Consider the following 15,099-nt stretch of genomic DNA (forward strand, 5'->3'; position numbering starts at 1 on the left):
AATTCCCGCCAAATTTAGGGGTACAAGAGTCTAAAGAGGATCTTGCCCCCAGTCAAGGCAAGGCCCCGACCTCCCCTCTCGTCGAACCCGGGCAAAATTGCCTTGATCCGACGAATGGGGCTGCCAGGGCCCAGACTTATCTATCGCAGAACTCAGTTACCGCTTGAGTTCAGCGCTTCGGTCAGTGCAGCTTCCACTTCACTGGCGCTTACGCGCAACGGCTTGTCAGCATCACGGCGACGCTTACGCTCGCTGTGGTAAGCCAAACCGGTACCAGCCGGGATCAGACGACCCACGACCACGTTCTCTTTCAGGCCGCGCAGGTAATCGCGCTTGCCGGTTACCGCTGCTTCGGTCAGTACGCGAGTGGTCTCCTGGAAGGAGGCCGCCGAGATGAACGACTCAGTGGACAACGACGCCTTGGTAATACCCAGCAATACGCGAGTGAACTTGGAAACGAATTTCTCGTCGCCAGCCAGACGCTCGTTTTCCACCAGCACGTGAGTCAGTTCCATCTGGTCGCCCTTGATGAAACTGGAATCGCCGGATTCAGCGATCTCAACTTTACGCAGCATCTGACGCAGGATGGTCTCGATGTGCTTATCGTTGATCTTCACGCCTTGCAGGCGGTAAACGTCCTGGATCTCGTTAACGATGTACTTGGCCAGCGCACTCACACCCAGCAGACGCAGGATGTCGTGTGGATCGCTCGGGCCGTCGGAGATAACTTCGCCGCGGTTTACCTGTTCGCCTTCGAACACGTTCAGGTGACGCCACTTTGGAATCAGCTCTTCGTACGGATCGGTACCGTCGTTCGGGGTAATGACCAGGCGGCGCTTGCCCTTGGTTTCTTTACCGAACGCGATGGTGCCGCTGACTTCTGCCAGAATCGACGCTTCTTTCGGACGACGAGCTTCGAACAAGTCGGCAACACGCGGCAAACCACCGGTGATGTCACGGGTCTTCGAAGTTTCTTGCGGGATACGCGCGATAACATCACCGATCGCGATCTTCGCACCATCCGCTACACCGACCAGGGCGTTGGCTGGCAGGAAGTACTGAGCAATTACGTCAGTGCCTGGCAGCAACAGATCCTTGCCGTTGTCATCGACCATCTTCACGGCAGGACGGATGTCTTTACCGGCAGCTGGACGATCTTTCGCGTCGAGTACTTCAATGTTGGTCATACCGGTCAATTCGTCAGTCTGACGCTTGATCGTGATGCCTTCTTCCATGCCCACGTAGGTCACGGTACCTTTCATTTCGGTAACGATTGGGTGAGTGTGCGGATCCCACTTGGCCACGATTGCGCCAGCGTCGACCTTGTCACCCTCTTTAACCGAAATCACAGCACCGTACGGCAGCTTGTAGCGCTCACGCTCACGACCGTAGTCATCAGCGATTGCCAGCTCACCGGAGCGGGACACAGCCACCAGGTGACCATCCACTCGCTCAACGTGCTTCAGGTTGTGCAGGCGGACAGTACCGCCATTCTTCACCTGAACGCTGTCGGCTGCGGAGGTCCGGCTTGCCGCACCACCAATGTGGAACGTACGCATGGTCAGCTGGGTACCCGGCTCACCGATGGACTGGGCAGCAATAACGCCGACCGCTTCACCGATGTTCACCTGGTGACCACGAGCCAAGTCACGGCCGTAGCACTTGGCGCAAATGCCGTAGCGGGTTTCGCAGCTGATCGGCGAGCGAACGATCACTTCGTCGATGCTGTTGAGCTCGATGAACTCAACCCACTTCTCGTCAACCAGTGTGCCGGCAGGAACGATAATTTCCTCGGTACCTGGCTTGAATACGTCACGGGCAATAACACGACCCAAGACGCGCTCACCCAGAGGCTCTACAACGTCACCGCCTTCAATGTGCGGAGTCATCAGCAAGCCGTGTTCGGTGCCGCAATCGATCTCGGTTACAACCAGATCTTGCGCAACGTCTACCAGACGACGAGTCAGGTAACCGGAGTTAGCGGTTTTCAACGCGGTATCCGCCAGACCTTTACGAGCACCGTGAGTGGAGATGAAGTACTGGAGTACGCTCAACCCTTCACGGAAGTTCGCAGTAATCGGCGTTTCAATGATGGAACCGTCCGGCTTGGCCATCAGGCCACGCATACCGGCGAGCTGACGGATCTGCGCAGCAGAACCCCGTGCGCCCGAGTCGGCCATCATGTACATCGAGTTGAAAGACTCCTGGTCGACTTCGACGCCATGACGGTCGATGACTTTCTCTTTCGAGAGGTTGGCCATCATCGCCTTGGATACTTCGTCGTTGGCCTTGGACCAAAGGTCGATCACTTTGTTGTACTTCTCGCCCTGTGTTACCAGGCCCGAGGCGTACTGGCTTTCGATCTCTTTCACTTCATCAGTAGCAGCACTGATGATGCGGGCTTTTTCATCAGGGATAACGAAGTCGTTAACGCCAATGGAAACGCCGGAAATAGTCGAATAGGCAAAACCGGTGTACATCAACTGGTCCGCGAAGATCACGGTCTCTTTCAGACCAACCACGCGATAGCATTGGTTGATCAGCTTGGAGATCGCCTTTTTCTTCATCGGCAGGTTGACGACGTCGTACGACAGGCCTTTTGGCACAACCTGGTACAACAGCGCACGACCAACGGTGGTGTCGACAATACGAGTGCCGCTCACGCTGCCGCCGTCACGGTCGTTGACCGTTTCGTTGATGCGCACCTTGACCTTGGCGTGCAGTGCGGCTTCGCCGGCACGGAACACACGGTCAACTTCCTGCAGGTCAGCGAACACACGACCTTCGCCTTTGGCGTTGATCGCCTCACGGGTCATGTAGTACAGACCCAATACAACGTCCTGCGACGGAACGATGATTGGCTCACCGTTGGCTGGCGACAGAATGTTGTTGGTCGACATCATCAACGCACGCGCTTCCAACTGGGCTTCCAGTGTCAGCGGTACGTGCACGGCCATTTGGTCGCCGTCGAAGTCGGCGTTGTACGCAGCACAGACCAGAGGGTGCAGCTGGATAGCCTTACCTTCGATCAGTACCGGTTCAAACGCCTGGATACCCAGACGGTGAAGGGTCGGTGCACGGTTGAGGAGAACCGGGTGTTCGCGAATCACTTCAGCGAGAACGTCCCAAACCTCTGGCAGCTCGCGCTCGACCATTTTCTTGGCCGCTTTGATGGTGGTCGCGAGACCGCGCATTTCCAGCTTGCCGAAGATGAATGGCTTGAACAGCTCAAGCGCCATCTTCTTAGGCAGACCGCACTGGTGCAGACGCAGGGTCGGGCCTACGGTAATTACCGAACGACCAGAGTAGTCAACACGCTTACCGAGCAAGTTCTGACGGAAACGACCTTGCTTACCCTTGATCATGTCAGCCAAGGATTTCAGAGGACGCTTGTTGGAACCGGTGATAGCGCGGCCACGACGACCGTTGTCGAGCAAGGCATCGACAGCTTCCTGCAACATACGCTTTTCGTTGCGCACGATGATGTCCGGAGCGGACAGATCGAGCAGGCGCTTCAAGCGATTGTTACGGTTGATCACACGGCGGTACAGGTCGTTGAGGTCGGAAGTCGCGAAACGACCACCATCCAACGGTACCAGCGGACGCAGATCTGGCGGCAGAACCGGCAGAACGGTCAGCACCATCCACTCTGGCAGGTTGCCGGAACCCTGGAAGGCTTCCATCAACTTCAGACGCTTGGACAGCTTCTTGATCTTGGTTTCGGAGTTGGTTTGCGGAATTTCTTCGCGCAGACGGCCAATCTCGTGCTCCAGGTCGATAGCGTGCAGCAGTTCGCGGACAGCTTCGGCACCCATGCGGGCATCGAAATCATCACCGAACTCTTCCAACGCCTCGAAGTACTGCTCGTCGTTCAACAGCTGACCTTTTTCAAGGGTGGTCATGCCTGGGTCGATAACGACATAGCTCTCGAAGTAGAGAACGCGTTCGATATCACGCAGGGTCATGTCCATCAGCAAGCCAATACGGGACGGCAGCGATTTCAGGAACCAGATGTGGGCAACCGGCGAAGCCAGCTCGATGTGCGCCATGCGCTCACGACGAACCTTGGCGAGTGCAACTTCAACGCCACACTTTTCGCAGATAACACCACGGTGCTTCAAGCGCTTGTACTTACCGCACAGGCACTCGTAATCCTTTACCGGGCCAAAGATCTTGGCGCAGAACAGACCGTCACGCTCAGGTTTGAACGTACGGTAGTTGATGGTTTCCGGCTTTTTAACTTCACCGAACGACCACGAACGGATCATCTCAGGCGATGCCAATCCAATACGGATGGCGTCGAACTCTTCGACTTGACCCTGGTTTTTCAGCAAATTCAGTAGGTCTTTCAAGGCCTTTCCTCCTGGCGGAGCAGAGAGCGGGCTAAACAGCCCCGCTCTCGATTCGCGTCACGTGTTATTCGGTTTCCAGATCGATATCGATGCCGAGGGAACGAATTTCTTTGATCAACACGTTGAAGGACTCGGGCATGCCCGGCTCCATACGGTGATCGCCATCCACGATGTTTTTGTACATCTTGGTACGACCGTTCACATCGTCCGACTTCACTGTGAGCATTTCTTGCAGAGTGTAAGCAGCACCGTATGCTTCCAGTGCCCAGACCTCCATCTCCCCGAAACGCTGACCACCGAACTGAGCCTTACCACCCAGCGGCTGCTGGGTAACCAGGCTGTACGAACCGGTAGAACGAGCGTGCATCTTGTCGTCTACCAAGTGGTTCAGCTTCAGCATGTACATGTAGCCAACAGTAACCGGGCGCTCGAACTTGTTGCCGGTACGGCCGTCGAACAGCTGCATCTGGCCGCTTTCTGGCAAGTCTGCCAGTTTCAGCATGGCCTTGATTTCGCTTTCCTTGGCACCGTCGAACACCGGGGTAGCCATTGGAACGCCGCCGCGCAGGTTCTTCGCCAGATCCAGGATTTCCTGGTCGGAGAAGGTATCCAGCTCTTCCTTACGACCGCCGATCTCGTTGTAGATCTCGTGCAGGAACTTGCGCAGGTCAGCAACCTTGCGCTGCTCTTCGATCATACGATTGATCTTCTCGCCCAGACCTTTAGCCGCGAGGCCCAGGTGGGTTTCAAGGATCTGACCAACGTTCATACGCGAAGGTACGCCCAACGGGTTGAGGACGACGTCGACCGGGGTGCCATTGGCATCGTGCGGCATGTCTTCAACCGGCATGATCACGGAGACCACACCTTTGTTACCGTGACGACCGGCCATCTTGTCGCCCGGTTGGATGCGACGACGGATTGCCAGGTAAACCTTGACGATTTTCAGCACGCCTGGAGCCAGGTCATCGCCCTGCTGCAGTTTGCGCTTCTTGTCTTCGAACTTGTCGTCCAGCAGACGGCGGCGATCAACGATGTAGGCCTGGGCCTTCTCAAGTTGCTCGTTCAGAGCATCTTCAGCCATGCGCAGTTTGAACCACTGACCATGTTCAAGACCATCGAGGACTTCGTCGGTGATGTCCTGACCTTTCTTCAGACCTGCGCCGCCTTCAGCCTTGTGGCCTACCAGAGCGGAGCGCAGACGTTCGAAGGTCGCGCCTTCAACGATACGGAACTCTTCGTTCAGGTCCTTGCGGATCTCGTCGAGCTGGGTCTTCTCGATGGACAGTGCACGAGCATCACGCTCGACGCCGTCACGCGTGAAGACCTGTACGTCGATGACAGTACCCTTGGTACCGGTAGGTACACGCAGGGAAGTATCTTTAACGTCGCTGGCTTTTTCACCGAAGATGGCACGCAACAGCTTCTCTTCTGGAGTGAGTTGGGTCTCGCCTTTCGGAGTGACCTTACCAACCAGAATGTCGCCTGCACCAACTTCAGCACCTACATAAACGATACCGGCTTCGTCCAGCTTGTTCAGTGCAGCCTCACCCACGTTCGGGATGTCTGCAGTGATTTCCTCTGGCCCAAGCTTGGTGTCACGTGCCACACAGGTCAGTTCCTGAATGTGGATCGTGGTGAAGCGATCTTCTTGAACCACACGCTCGGACAGGCAGATGGAGTCTTCGAAGTTGAAGCCGTTCCATGCCATGAACGCGATGCGCATGTTCTGACCCAAAGCCAGTTCACCCATATCGGTGGACGGACCGTCAGCCATGATGTCGCTGCGCTGAACGCGATCACCCTTACGCACCAGCGGACGCTGGTTGATGCAAGTGTTCTGGTTCGAGCGGGTGTATTTGGTCAGGTTGTAGATGTCGACACCGGCTTCACCCGTTTCAACTTCATCATCAGCAACACGAACCACGATACGGCTGGCATCAACGGAGTCGATCACGCCGCCACGACGAGCCACGACGCAAACGCCGGAGTCACGGGCTACGTTGCGCTCCATGCCGGTACCTACCAGCGGCTTGTCAGCACGCAGGGTCGGTACAGCTTGACGCTGCATGTTGGAACCCATCAACGCACGGTTGGCGTCATCGTGTTCCAGGAACGGGATCAGCGACGCAGCAACCGAAACTACCTGCTTCGGCGACACGTCCATCAAGGTAACGTCTTCCGGCGCCTTGACGGTGAACTCGTTCAGGTGACGAACAGCTACCAGCTCGTCGATCAGGACTTTCTTGTCGTTCATCGTGGCCGAAGCCTGAGCGATCACGTGATCAGCTTCTTCGATGGCGGACAGGAACACGATCTCATCGGTGACCAGAGCGTCTTTCACCACACGGTACGGGCTCTCGAGGAAGCCGTACTGGTTGGTGCGCGCATAGGCGGCCAGGGAGTTGATCAGACCGATGTTCGGGCCTTCCGGCGTTTCGATCGGGCAAACACGACCGTAGTGCGTCGGGTGTACGTCACGCACTTCAAAGCCTGCACGCTCACGGGTCAGACCGCCCGGGCCCAGTGCGGAAACACGGCGCTTGTGGGTGATCTCTGAGAGCGGGTTGTTCTGGTCCATGAACTGCGAGAGCTGGCTGGAACCGAAGAACTCTTTCACCGCTGCAGCCACTGGCTTGGCGTTGATCAGGTCCTGTGGCATCAGGCCTTCGCTTTCAGCCATCGACAGACGCTCTTTGACCGCACGCTCAACACGTACCAGGCCAACGCGGAACTGGTTCTCGGCCATTTCGCCTACGCAGCGAACACGACGGTTACCCAGGTGGTCGATGTCATCGACGATGCCTTTGCCGTTACGGATGTCGACCAGAGTCTTCAGGACCGCAACGATGTCTTCCTTGCACAGCACGCCCGAACCTTCGATCTCGGTGCGACCGATACGACGGTTGAACTTCATCCGACCGACCGCAGACAGGTCGTAGCGCTCAGGGCTGAAGAACAGGTTGTTGAACAGGGTTTCTGCAGCGTCTTTGGTTGGTGGCTCGCCAGGACGCATCATGCGATAGATTTCTACCAGCGCTTCCAATTGGTTGCTGGTGGAGTCGATCTTCAGGGTGTCGGAGACGAATGGACCACAGTCGATATCGTTGGTGTACAGGGTCTCGATACGAACAACTTGAGCCTTGGCGATTTTCGCCAGGATCTCGGTGTTCAGCTCGGTGTTGCACTCAGCCAGGATTTCGCCTGTAGCCGGGTGAACAATGACCTTGGCGGTCGTGCGACCCAGGACGTAGTCCAAAGGCACGTCCAGCGACTTGATACCTGCTTTTTCGATCTGGTTGATGTGGCGCGCAGTAATACGACGACCCGCCTCAACAATGACCTTGCCCTTTTCATCCTGGATGTCCAAGACGGCAATTTCACCACGCAGGCGAGATGCAATCAGTTCCAGGCTGAGGGTTTCATCCTTCAGGCTGAATACGTTGGTGGTGTAGAACGCATCCAGGACTTGCTCAGTGGTGTAGCCGAGCGCGCGCAGCAATACCGAGGCCGGCAGCTTACGACGACGGTCGATACGCACGAACACGCAGTCTTTCGGATCGAACTCAAAGTCCAACCACGAACCGCGGTACGGAATGATCCGCGCGGAGTACAGGAGCTTGCCGGAGCTGTGCGTCTTACCGCGGTCGTGGTCGAAGAACACGCCCGGGGAACGGTGCAGCTGGGAAACGATAACACGCTCGGTACCGTTGATAACGAAGGTACCGTTCTCAGTCATCAATGGGATTTCGCCCATGTAGACTTCTTGCTCTTTGATGTCCTTGATCGCTTTGTTCGACGACTCTTTGTCGAAAATGATCAGACGGACTTTTACCCGCAAAGGTACGGCGTACGTAACACCGCGCAACACGCATTCTTTGACATCAAATGCCGGTTCGCCCAGGCGATAACCGACGTACTCCAGCGCAGCATTGCCGGAGTAGCTGATGATCGGGAAAACGGATTTGAAGGCCGCATGCAGGCCCACGTCGCGGAACTGATCTTTGGTCGCTCCCGCCTGCAAGAATTCACGATACGAATCCAGCTGGATAGCCAGAAGGTACGGGACATCCATGACGTCCGGCAACTTGCTAAAGTCCTTGCGGATACGTTTTTTCTCAGTATATGAGTAAGCCATCAGCGTTCCCCAGCTTGGTCACCTGCTTGTTTGGCCCTCCCGACGGGAGCAGCCAGAAAATCTTGCAAACCCCATGGTTTGCACCACCGCATCGGGTGGCTACAGCGCGTTAATGGCGGCGACCGAGTCGACAGCCAAGAACGGAAAAAGGCCGGTGGCAAGAGCCACCAGCCATCAGCCTTCAGCTTAACGCTTGGGCTGGAGACGCAAGGTCGATGCTTACTTCAGCTCGACTTTAGCGCCTGCTTCTTCCAGAGTTGCTTTGGCTTTGTCGCCTGCATCTTTGGTCACTGCTTCCAGAACCATAGCAGGAGCGCCGTCAACTACAGCCTTGGCTTCTTTCAGGCCCAGACCGGTCAGTTCACGTACTGCCTTGATCACGTTAACTTTCTTCTCGCCAGCTTCCAGCAGCATGACGTTGAATTCGGTTTGCTCTTCAACAACGGCAGCAGCAGCAGCTGGGCCAGCGGAAGCAGCGGCAGCGGAAACGCCGAATTTTTCTTCGAAAGCTTTGATCAGCTCAACAACCTGCAGAACCGACATTTCAGCTACGGCGTTGAGGATATCGTCTTGGGAGATAGACATTGCTGTATTTCCTGAATTGGGGGACGGCCTACGCGGCCATCGAAATAAACAAAAATACGCGAGAGAAGTTGCTCAGCCTTAGGCTGCGGCAGCTTCTTTTTGCTCGCGAACTGCAGCCAGAGTACGAGCCAGCTTGCTGGTAGCGCCTTGAATCACGCTCATCAGCTGCGAAATGGCTTCGTTACGGGTCGGCAGTGTTGCCAGTACGTCGATTTGGTTAGCTGCGAGGAACTTGCCCTCGAACGCAGCTGCCTTGATCTCGAACTTATCCTGACTCTTAGCGAACTCTTTGAACAAACGGGCAGCAGCGCCTGGATGATCCTTGGAGAAAGCAATCAGAGTCGGGCCGGTGAACACGTCGTTGAGGACACTGTATTCAGTGTCAGCAACAGCGCGCTTGAGCAGGGTGTTACGTACAACACGTACGTACACGCCAGCTTCACGAGCCTCTTTACGGAGTCCGGTCATAGCGCCTACTGTCACACCACGGGCATCAGCCACGACAGCGGACAGAGCAGCTTTGGCAGCCTCGTTGACTTCAGCGACGATGGCCTTCTTGTCTTCGAGATTAATTGCCACGGGTTTAACTCCTGCTTGTTACCGTTTCATCTGGCCGAGGCCGGATGTCGTTTTGGTGTCTGATTCGGTAAGGAACCGGGAGCACCATCTGCGTAGGCTTGTGGTTTAAGACTTGCGCCGCCTACGGTCTTGGATAGCCCCCGCCAGGCAGGGACCCCAATTTTTCCAATTGGCGCAATTGCTTGCGCCAATCTGTGTCTTATACGTCCAGCGAGCCTTGGTCGATGACCAGACCTGGGCCCATAGTGGTGCTCAGGGTAACGCGCTTGACGTAGATACCTTTCGAGGAAGCTGGCTTGATACGCTTCAGATCAGCGATCAGGGCTTCAACGTTTTCCTTCAGCTTGACGGCGTCGAAGCCGACTTTGCCAACGGAGGTGTGAATGATGCCATTTTTGTCGGTGCGATAACGAACCTGACCAGCCTTGGCGTTTTTAACCGCGGTAGCTACGTCTGGTGTTACGGTGCCGACTTTAGGGTTAGGCATCAGGCCTCGCGGGCCCAGGATCTGACCCAATTGACCTACAACACGCATTGCATCCGGGGAAGCAATAACTACGTCGTAGTTCAGGTCGCCGCCTTTCATTTCGGCAGCCAGGTCGTCCATACCAACGCGGTCGGCGCCAGCGGCCAGAGCAGCTTCAGCTGCCGGGCCTTGAGTGAAGACAGCTACACGAACAGTCTTACCAGTACCGTGTGGCAGCACAGTAGCGCTACGAACGACCTGGTCAGATTTACGTGGGTCAACACCCAGGTTTACAGCAACGTCAACGGACTCGCTGAACTTGACAGTCGACAGCTCGGTCAGCAGAGCAGCAGCGTCTACAAAGCTGTAGGACTTGCCCGCTTCGATTTTGCCGGCGATAGCCTTTTGGCGCTTGGTCAGCTTAGCCATTACACACCCTCCACGTTAAGGCCCATGCTACGAGCAGAACCGGCGATGGTACGCACGGCTGCATCCATATCAGCTGCAGTCAGATCCGCGTTTTTGGTTTTCGCGATCTCTTCCAGCTGAGCACGAGTTACGGTGCCAACCTTAACGGTGTTAGGACGAGCGGAACCGCTAGTCAGACCAGCAGCTTTCTTCAGCAGAACCGAAGCCGGGGTCGACTTGGTTTCGAAAGTGAAGCTACGGTCGCTGTATACAGTGATGATCACTGGAGTCGGCAGACCTGGCTCAAGACCCTGAGTTCGGGCGTTGAAGGCCTTGCAGAACTCCATAATGTTCACGCCGTGCTGACCCAGAGCTGGACCAACAGGTGGGCTTGGGTTGGCCTGAGCGGCCTTCACTTGCAGCTTGATGTAAGCGGTAATCTTCTTGGCCATGAGGCACTCCAATTACGGGTTCAAGCGCCTCGAAAGGCTCCCCGGTTACTTGCGCGTTTATCCCAGTGACGACAAAACCCCACAGCCTAAGGCTGCGGGGTTGGGATGCTTACTCAGCTAGACCTTCTCGACCTGGCTGAATTCCAACTCTACCGGAGTAGAGCGACCGAAAATGAGCACCGCGACCTGGATCCGGCTCTTCTCGTAGTTAACCTCTTCGACGGTACCGTTGAAATCAGCAAACGGACCATCAGTGACACGAACAACCTCACCCGGCTCGAACAACGTCTTCGGCTTAGGCTTGTCGCTACCGTCGGCGACACGACGCAGAATTGCTTCCGCCTCTTTGTCAGTGATCGGAGCAGGCTTATCAGCAGTACCACCGATGAAACCCATAACACGAGGAGTATCCTTGACCAAGTGCCAAGTACCTTCGTTCATGTCCATCTGCACCAGCACATAGCCAGGGAAGAACTTGCGTTCACTCTTGCGCTTCTGACCATTCCGCATTTCAACCACTTCTTCAGTGGGAACCAGAATTTCGCCGAAGCCATCTTCCATGCCTGCCAGCTTTACGCGCTCCAGCAAAGAGCGCATAACATGCTTCTCGTAACCCGAGTAAGCATGCACAACGTACCAACGCTTAGCCACGGGACACCCTTAGCCAACAATCAAGGAAACAAGCCAGCCGAGCAGGGAATCGAGCCCCCACAACAGCAACGCCATAACCAGAACAACAGCCACGACAATCAATGTGGTCTGCGTGGTTTCTTGGCGAGTCGGCCAAACGACTTTACGAATTTCGGTGCGAGCTTCCTTCACCAGGACCGCGAAAGACTTGCCTTTGGCAGTCTGCAGACCTACAAAGGTAGCTACAGCAGCAAGGGCCAGCAAAACGAGAACGCGGTACAGGATCGGCGAAGCAGAGTAGTACTGATTGCCAACAACGCCTACGACCACCAAAGCGACTACAGCGAGCCACTTGACCAGATCGAAACGAGAGCTTTGAGCTTCAGCCTTAGGAGTCATCTATGAAGATCCTGTGAAAAGAAAGCCAGATACACCACGTGAATCTGGCAGGTCAGGAGGGAATCGAACCCCCAACCTACGGTTTTGGAGACCGTCGCTCTGCCAATTGAGCTACTGACCTAAAACAAAATCAGGCCGACCATTATGCAGACCTGAAAAAGACTTTACAACAGCCAACCCCCAGAGACTTGAAATCACTCAACCACAAGCGATCTGAAACACCATCAAGCCGAGTCAACCGTTAAAACAAAGGCAGATATTTTCATATCTGCCTTGTTATATGGAGCTCTTGAGCGGATTTGAACCGCTGACCTCACCCTTACCAAGGGTGTGCTCTACCAACTGAGCTACAAGAGCGAAACACTATGCACAACCTGCAAACTTGGAGCGGGTAGCGGGAATCGAACCCGCATCATCAGCTTGGAAGGCTGAGGTTCTACCACTAAACTATACCCGCGGAGCTTGCAGCTCACGCTAAAATGGTGGAGGGGGAAGGATTCGAACCTTCGAAGTCGTAGACGTCAGATTTACAGTCTGATCCCTTTGGCCGCTCGGGAACCCCTCCTAAGCGAGCCGGCATTCTACATCATGCCAGCCTTCTGTCAAGCATTTTCTCATTAAAAATATGAGGTTAGCTGCATTGACCTTAGCTTCGCACCGTACACTTTAAAGGTCTTCACTGCGAAGCGGGCGCCATTCTATGCAAACTATTCGAGAGTTGCAATGCCTTCGCACAGCATTATTTTATGTTTTAACTCATTGAATTCCTTAGCAAGGTTTTCAAAGGGCAGATCATCAGCCAGACGTCGGCTTTCTGGGGCAACCCGGAGCCAGTAACCCTGCGCATCAGGAGTGCTCAGCAACTGAACCTTAACCTTTATATCCAGGCTAGTGAGACGCTGCTCAACGAATTGCGCCTGTCGCTGGTCGGCAAAGCCACCAATGTACAAGCAAGTACTTTGCGCATCAGATGCCTTAGCTCGATCCCTGCGGACCACAGCATCGGAGGACTCACTCAGCAGACGAATATCCTGCTGAGTATTCCGATAGAGACTCAAAGGGGTAACATCTTTAGCGCGCAACGGCGCTTCTTGCTGATGCCATATGTAGTAGAAGGCGTTGAGGATCAATAAAAGCAAAAACAGCCAACGCATAAACACCTCAAGATAAAGGGCACGCCATCGCCAGACCTACGAAAATCAAATCAGGCACGAGTCGAGCCTGAGGCACGGCATCCCTCACCAAATCAGCATCGCCACCTGTCAGGAATACAGTAAAGTTATCACCCCAATAACTTCGGGCCAGCTCAAGCTGCGTCAGTACAAACCCTCTGAGCATCAACGTACAGCCACGCTCTACAGCCTCTACGGTCGTACGCCCTGGTGACAGGCACCCCAAGGCTCTTTCGGCAGCAGCATCGTCGTAACGTATCTTACGTGTATGTGTACGCAACTGATTACGCATGAGAGGCATACCAGGACAGATGAAACCACCTAAATGCTCACCGTCTCCAGCAATAAAATCTGCAGTCGCAGCCGTACCAAAATCGAGCACCAGGCATGCCCCCGACGCCAACTTGAAACCGCCCAGCATTGCCAACCAGCGATCAAGGCCGAGACGCTCGAAATCTTCGTAGCCGTTGCGCACCCCAGCCATTTCTCGCGCAGAAACAGCGCAGGAAACAGCAACACCAAAAGCCGCCACCAGCGCCTCAACCAGATTGTTTGTTTCGTCCAGAGCACGAACACTCACCAACCGGCAACGCGTCAATGAGACACCAGACAGCACTGACAGACTTTCAATCAATGCAACATCCGAACTAGCGACACCCTCTGCAGATGCGATCGCCCGATCCGAATTAAGTACACGCCACTTGATAAAGCTATTCCCACAGTCGAGTTCAAGAATCATCACGCAACCTCAGGCTTAACTCACCACCACTGTATATTTTCTCAACACCACCGACACTTAAACGCAATGCACCCTGACCGTCGATACCCAGCACCACCCCATCAACACGGTTGGCCCCAGCGATGAGTGATACCGCCTTTCCCTGCCAGGCGTGACCTTTCTCCCACTCATCCTTAAGCGACGCAAAACCTAGTGCCCTGTGCCGCCCCAAGTAGCTTTGCAACTGCAAGCACAGGCACGCCACCAAAGAGTTGCGATCAACAGGAGACCCCGTCTCCAACTGCACTGATGTCCATTGCTGATCAACCTCATCAGCCTTCTGCATATTCACGTTAATACCGATGCCAAGGACAACGTGGCAGATATCCGCGGGATTCCCTACGAGTTCCAGCAAAATCCCGGCAATCTTCTTCTGCCCCACCAAGACGTCGTTTGGCCACTTCAAGGCCGCCCCCTGGACTCCAGACTCACGCAGCGCCTGCATGACCGCCAAGCCAACCACAAGGCTCAGGCCTTCCAGCTGTCGCGGACCATCCTCAATACGCAATAAGAGGCTGTAATACACATTCTGAGCGAATGGACTGACCCACTTTCGACCACGCCGCCCCCTTCCAGCCGTTTGCTGCTCCGCAAGCACCATGTACGGCGTCGTACACTCAACCTCAACAAGGCGCAGAGCCTCGGCATTTGTCGAGTCAATGGAGTCGTAGATATGGATAGGCCATGCCAGGGAAGACGCACGTAGTGCAATCTGCTCGGAACTCAAGAAAACCAGTGGCGAAGCTAATTGATACCCCCTCCCACGAACCTTATGGACAGGCAGATTCAATTCAGCCTCAAGATGCTGGAGTTGCTTCCAGACAGCACTGCGGCTAACGCCCAGGGCAGCGCCAAGTGCCTCTCCGGAATGGAATCGACCATCTTTTAGAAGTTTTAACAACGTCAGCATGCAAGTATCGCCTCACAATGAGGCACGCATGATAGCCATGCGCAGGGTCATTGCATAGAAAGGCGGGACTTTAGCACTGAAGGCCACCCCGAGGCGCCTCTTCGCACTTTTCGACCGCACAAAACAAAACCCCATCTGCTTTCGCAAATGGGGTTTCGGAATTTAATCTTGACGATGACCTACTCTCACATGGGGAAACCCCACACTACCATCGGCGATGCATCGTTTCA

General features: G+C 55.1%; 11 protein-coding genes and 4 tRNA genes. All 15 read right to left on the bottom strand.

The window, feature by feature from the left end; genetic code table 11:
- Positions 1 to 152: 152 nt before the first annotated feature.
- On the bottom strand, positions 153 to 4,352 hold the full coding sequence (gene rpoC, locus M2397_RS28750; RefSeq protein WP_053138307.1) for a DNA-directed RNA polymerase subunit beta': 4,200 nt from the start codon (positions 4,350 to 4,352) through the stop codon (positions 153 to 155).
- A gap of 64 nt (positions 4,353 to 4,416) precedes the next feature.
- On the bottom strand, positions 4,417 to 8,490 hold the full coding sequence (gene rpoB, locus M2397_RS28755; RefSeq protein WP_024077680.1) for a DNA-directed RNA polymerase subunit beta: 4,074 nt from the start codon (positions 8,488 to 8,490) through the stop codon (positions 4,417 to 4,419).
- A 219-nt stretch (positions 8,491 to 8,709) separates the two neighbouring features.
- Positions 8,710 to 9,075 carry a 50S ribosomal protein L7/L12 gene (gene rplL / locus M2397_RS28760; protein ID WP_053138313.1) on the bottom strand — a complete coding sequence of 122 codons (366 nt, stop codon included), beginning with the start codon at positions 9,073 to 9,075 and terminating at the stop codon, positions 8,710 to 8,712.
- Between the two features lie 78 nt (positions 9,076 to 9,153).
- Positions 9,154 to 9,654 (bottom strand): 50S ribosomal protein L10, encoded by a 501-nt coding sequence (gene rplJ / locus M2397_RS28765; RefSeq protein WP_003176433.1) that lies wholly within the window; start codon positions 9,652 to 9,654, stop codon positions 9,154 to 9,156.
- A gap of 199 nt (positions 9,655 to 9,853) precedes the next feature.
- Positions 9,854 to 10,549 carry a 50S ribosomal protein L1 gene (rplA, locus tag M2397_RS28770; RefSeq protein WP_028618134.1) on the bottom strand — a complete coding sequence of 232 codons (696 nt, stop codon included), beginning with the start codon at positions 10,547 to 10,549 and terminating at the stop codon, positions 9,854 to 9,856.
- Positions 10,549 to 10,980: a 50S ribosomal protein L11 gene (gene rplK / locus M2397_RS28775; protein ID WP_003176435.1), complete on the bottom strand. Its 432-nt coding sequence runs from the start codon at positions 10,978 to 10,980 to the stop codon at positions 10,549 to 10,551. Before rplK ends, rplA begins: the two co-directional genes overlap by 1 nt.
- Positions 10,981 to 11,097: 117 nt before the next feature.
- A complete protein-coding gene (nusG, locus tag M2397_RS28780; RefSeq protein WP_003176436.1) occupies positions 11,098 to 11,631 on the bottom strand; it encodes a transcription termination/antitermination protein NusG in 534 nt (177 codons plus the stop codon).
- A 9-nt stretch (positions 11,632 to 11,640) separates the two neighbouring features.
- Positions 11,641 to 12,009 carry a preprotein translocase subunit SecE gene (secE, locus tag M2397_RS28785; RefSeq protein ID WP_131700342.1) on the bottom strand — a complete coding sequence of 123 codons (369 nt, stop codon included), beginning with the start codon at positions 12,007 to 12,009 and terminating at the stop codon, positions 11,641 to 11,643.
- A gap of 45 nt (positions 12,010 to 12,054) precedes the next feature.
- Positions 12,055 to 12,130, bottom strand: a tRNA-Trp gene (locus M2397_RS28790).
- Between the two features lie 160 nt (positions 12,131 to 12,290).
- Positions 12,291 to 12,366 (bottom strand) — tRNA-Thr (locus M2397_RS28795).
- A 26-nt stretch (positions 12,367 to 12,392) separates the two neighbouring features.
- Positions 12,393 to 12,466: transfer RNA gene (locus M2397_RS28800), tRNA-Gly, on the bottom strand.
- A 23-nt stretch (positions 12,467 to 12,489) separates the two neighbouring features.
- Positions 12,490 to 12,574 (bottom strand) — tRNA-Tyr (locus M2397_RS28805).
- A gap of 142 nt (positions 12,575 to 12,716) precedes the next feature.
- Entirely contained in the window at positions 12,717 to 13,163 is a 447-nt protein-coding gene (locus tag M2397_RS28810) for a hypothetical protein (RefSeq protein ID WP_131700343.1), read from the bottom strand.
- A 7-nt stretch (positions 13,164 to 13,170) separates the two neighbouring features.
- Positions 13,171 to 13,920 carry a pantothenate kinase gene (locus M2397_RS28815; protein WP_145336811.1) on the bottom strand — a complete coding sequence of 250 codons (750 nt, stop codon included), beginning with the start codon at positions 13,918 to 13,920 and terminating at the stop codon, positions 13,171 to 13,173.
- Positions 13,910 to 14,869 carry a bifunctional biotin--[acetyl-CoA-carboxylase] ligase/biotin operon repressor BirA gene (gene birA / locus M2397_RS28820; RefSeq protein WP_167656703.1) on the bottom strand — a complete coding sequence of 320 codons (960 nt, stop codon included), beginning with the start codon at positions 14,867 to 14,869 and terminating at the stop codon, positions 13,910 to 13,912. Before birA ends, M2397_RS28815 begins: the two co-directional genes overlap by 11 nt.
- Positions 14,870 to 15,099 lie beyond the last annotated feature (230 nt).

It is taken from the genome of Pseudomonas sp. BIGb0381 (assembly GCF_024809815.1).
GTDB lineage: Bacteria > Pseudomonadota > Gammaproteobacteria > Pseudomonadales > Pseudomonadaceae > Aquipseudomonas.

Bases quoted from the DNA above. Each gene is read 5' to 3' on its own strand.
- M2397_RS28810 (WP_131700343.1), bottom strand. From the start codon at position 13,163: ATGCGTTGGCTGTTTTTGCTTTTATTGATCCTCAACGCCTTCTACTAC.
- rplK (WP_003176435.1), bottom strand. From the start codon at position 10,980: ATGGCCAAGAAGATTACCGCTTACATCAAGCTGCAAGTGAAGGCCGCT.
- rpoB (WP_024077680.1), bottom strand. From the start codon at position 8,490: ATGGCTTACTCATATACTGAGAAAAAACGTATCCGCAAGGACTTTAGC.
- M2397_RS28815 (WP_145336811.1), bottom strand. From the start codon at position 13,920: ATGATTCTTGAACTCGACTGTGGGAATAGCTTTATCAAGTGGCGTGTA.
- secE (WP_131700342.1), bottom strand. From the start codon at position 12,009: ATGACTCCTAAGGCTGAAGCTCAAAGCTCTCGTTTCGATCTGGTCAAG.
- rplA (WP_028618134.1), bottom strand. From the start codon at position 10,549: ATGGCTAAGCTGACCAAGCGCCAAAAGGCTATCGCCGGCAAAATCGAA.
- rplL (WP_053138313.1), bottom strand. From the start codon at position 9,075: ATGTCTATCTCCCAAGACGATATCCTCAACGCCGTAGCTGAAATGTCG.
- birA (WP_167656703.1), bottom strand. From the start codon at position 14,869: ATGCTGACGTTGTTAAAACTTCTAAAAGATGGTCGATTCCATTCCGGA.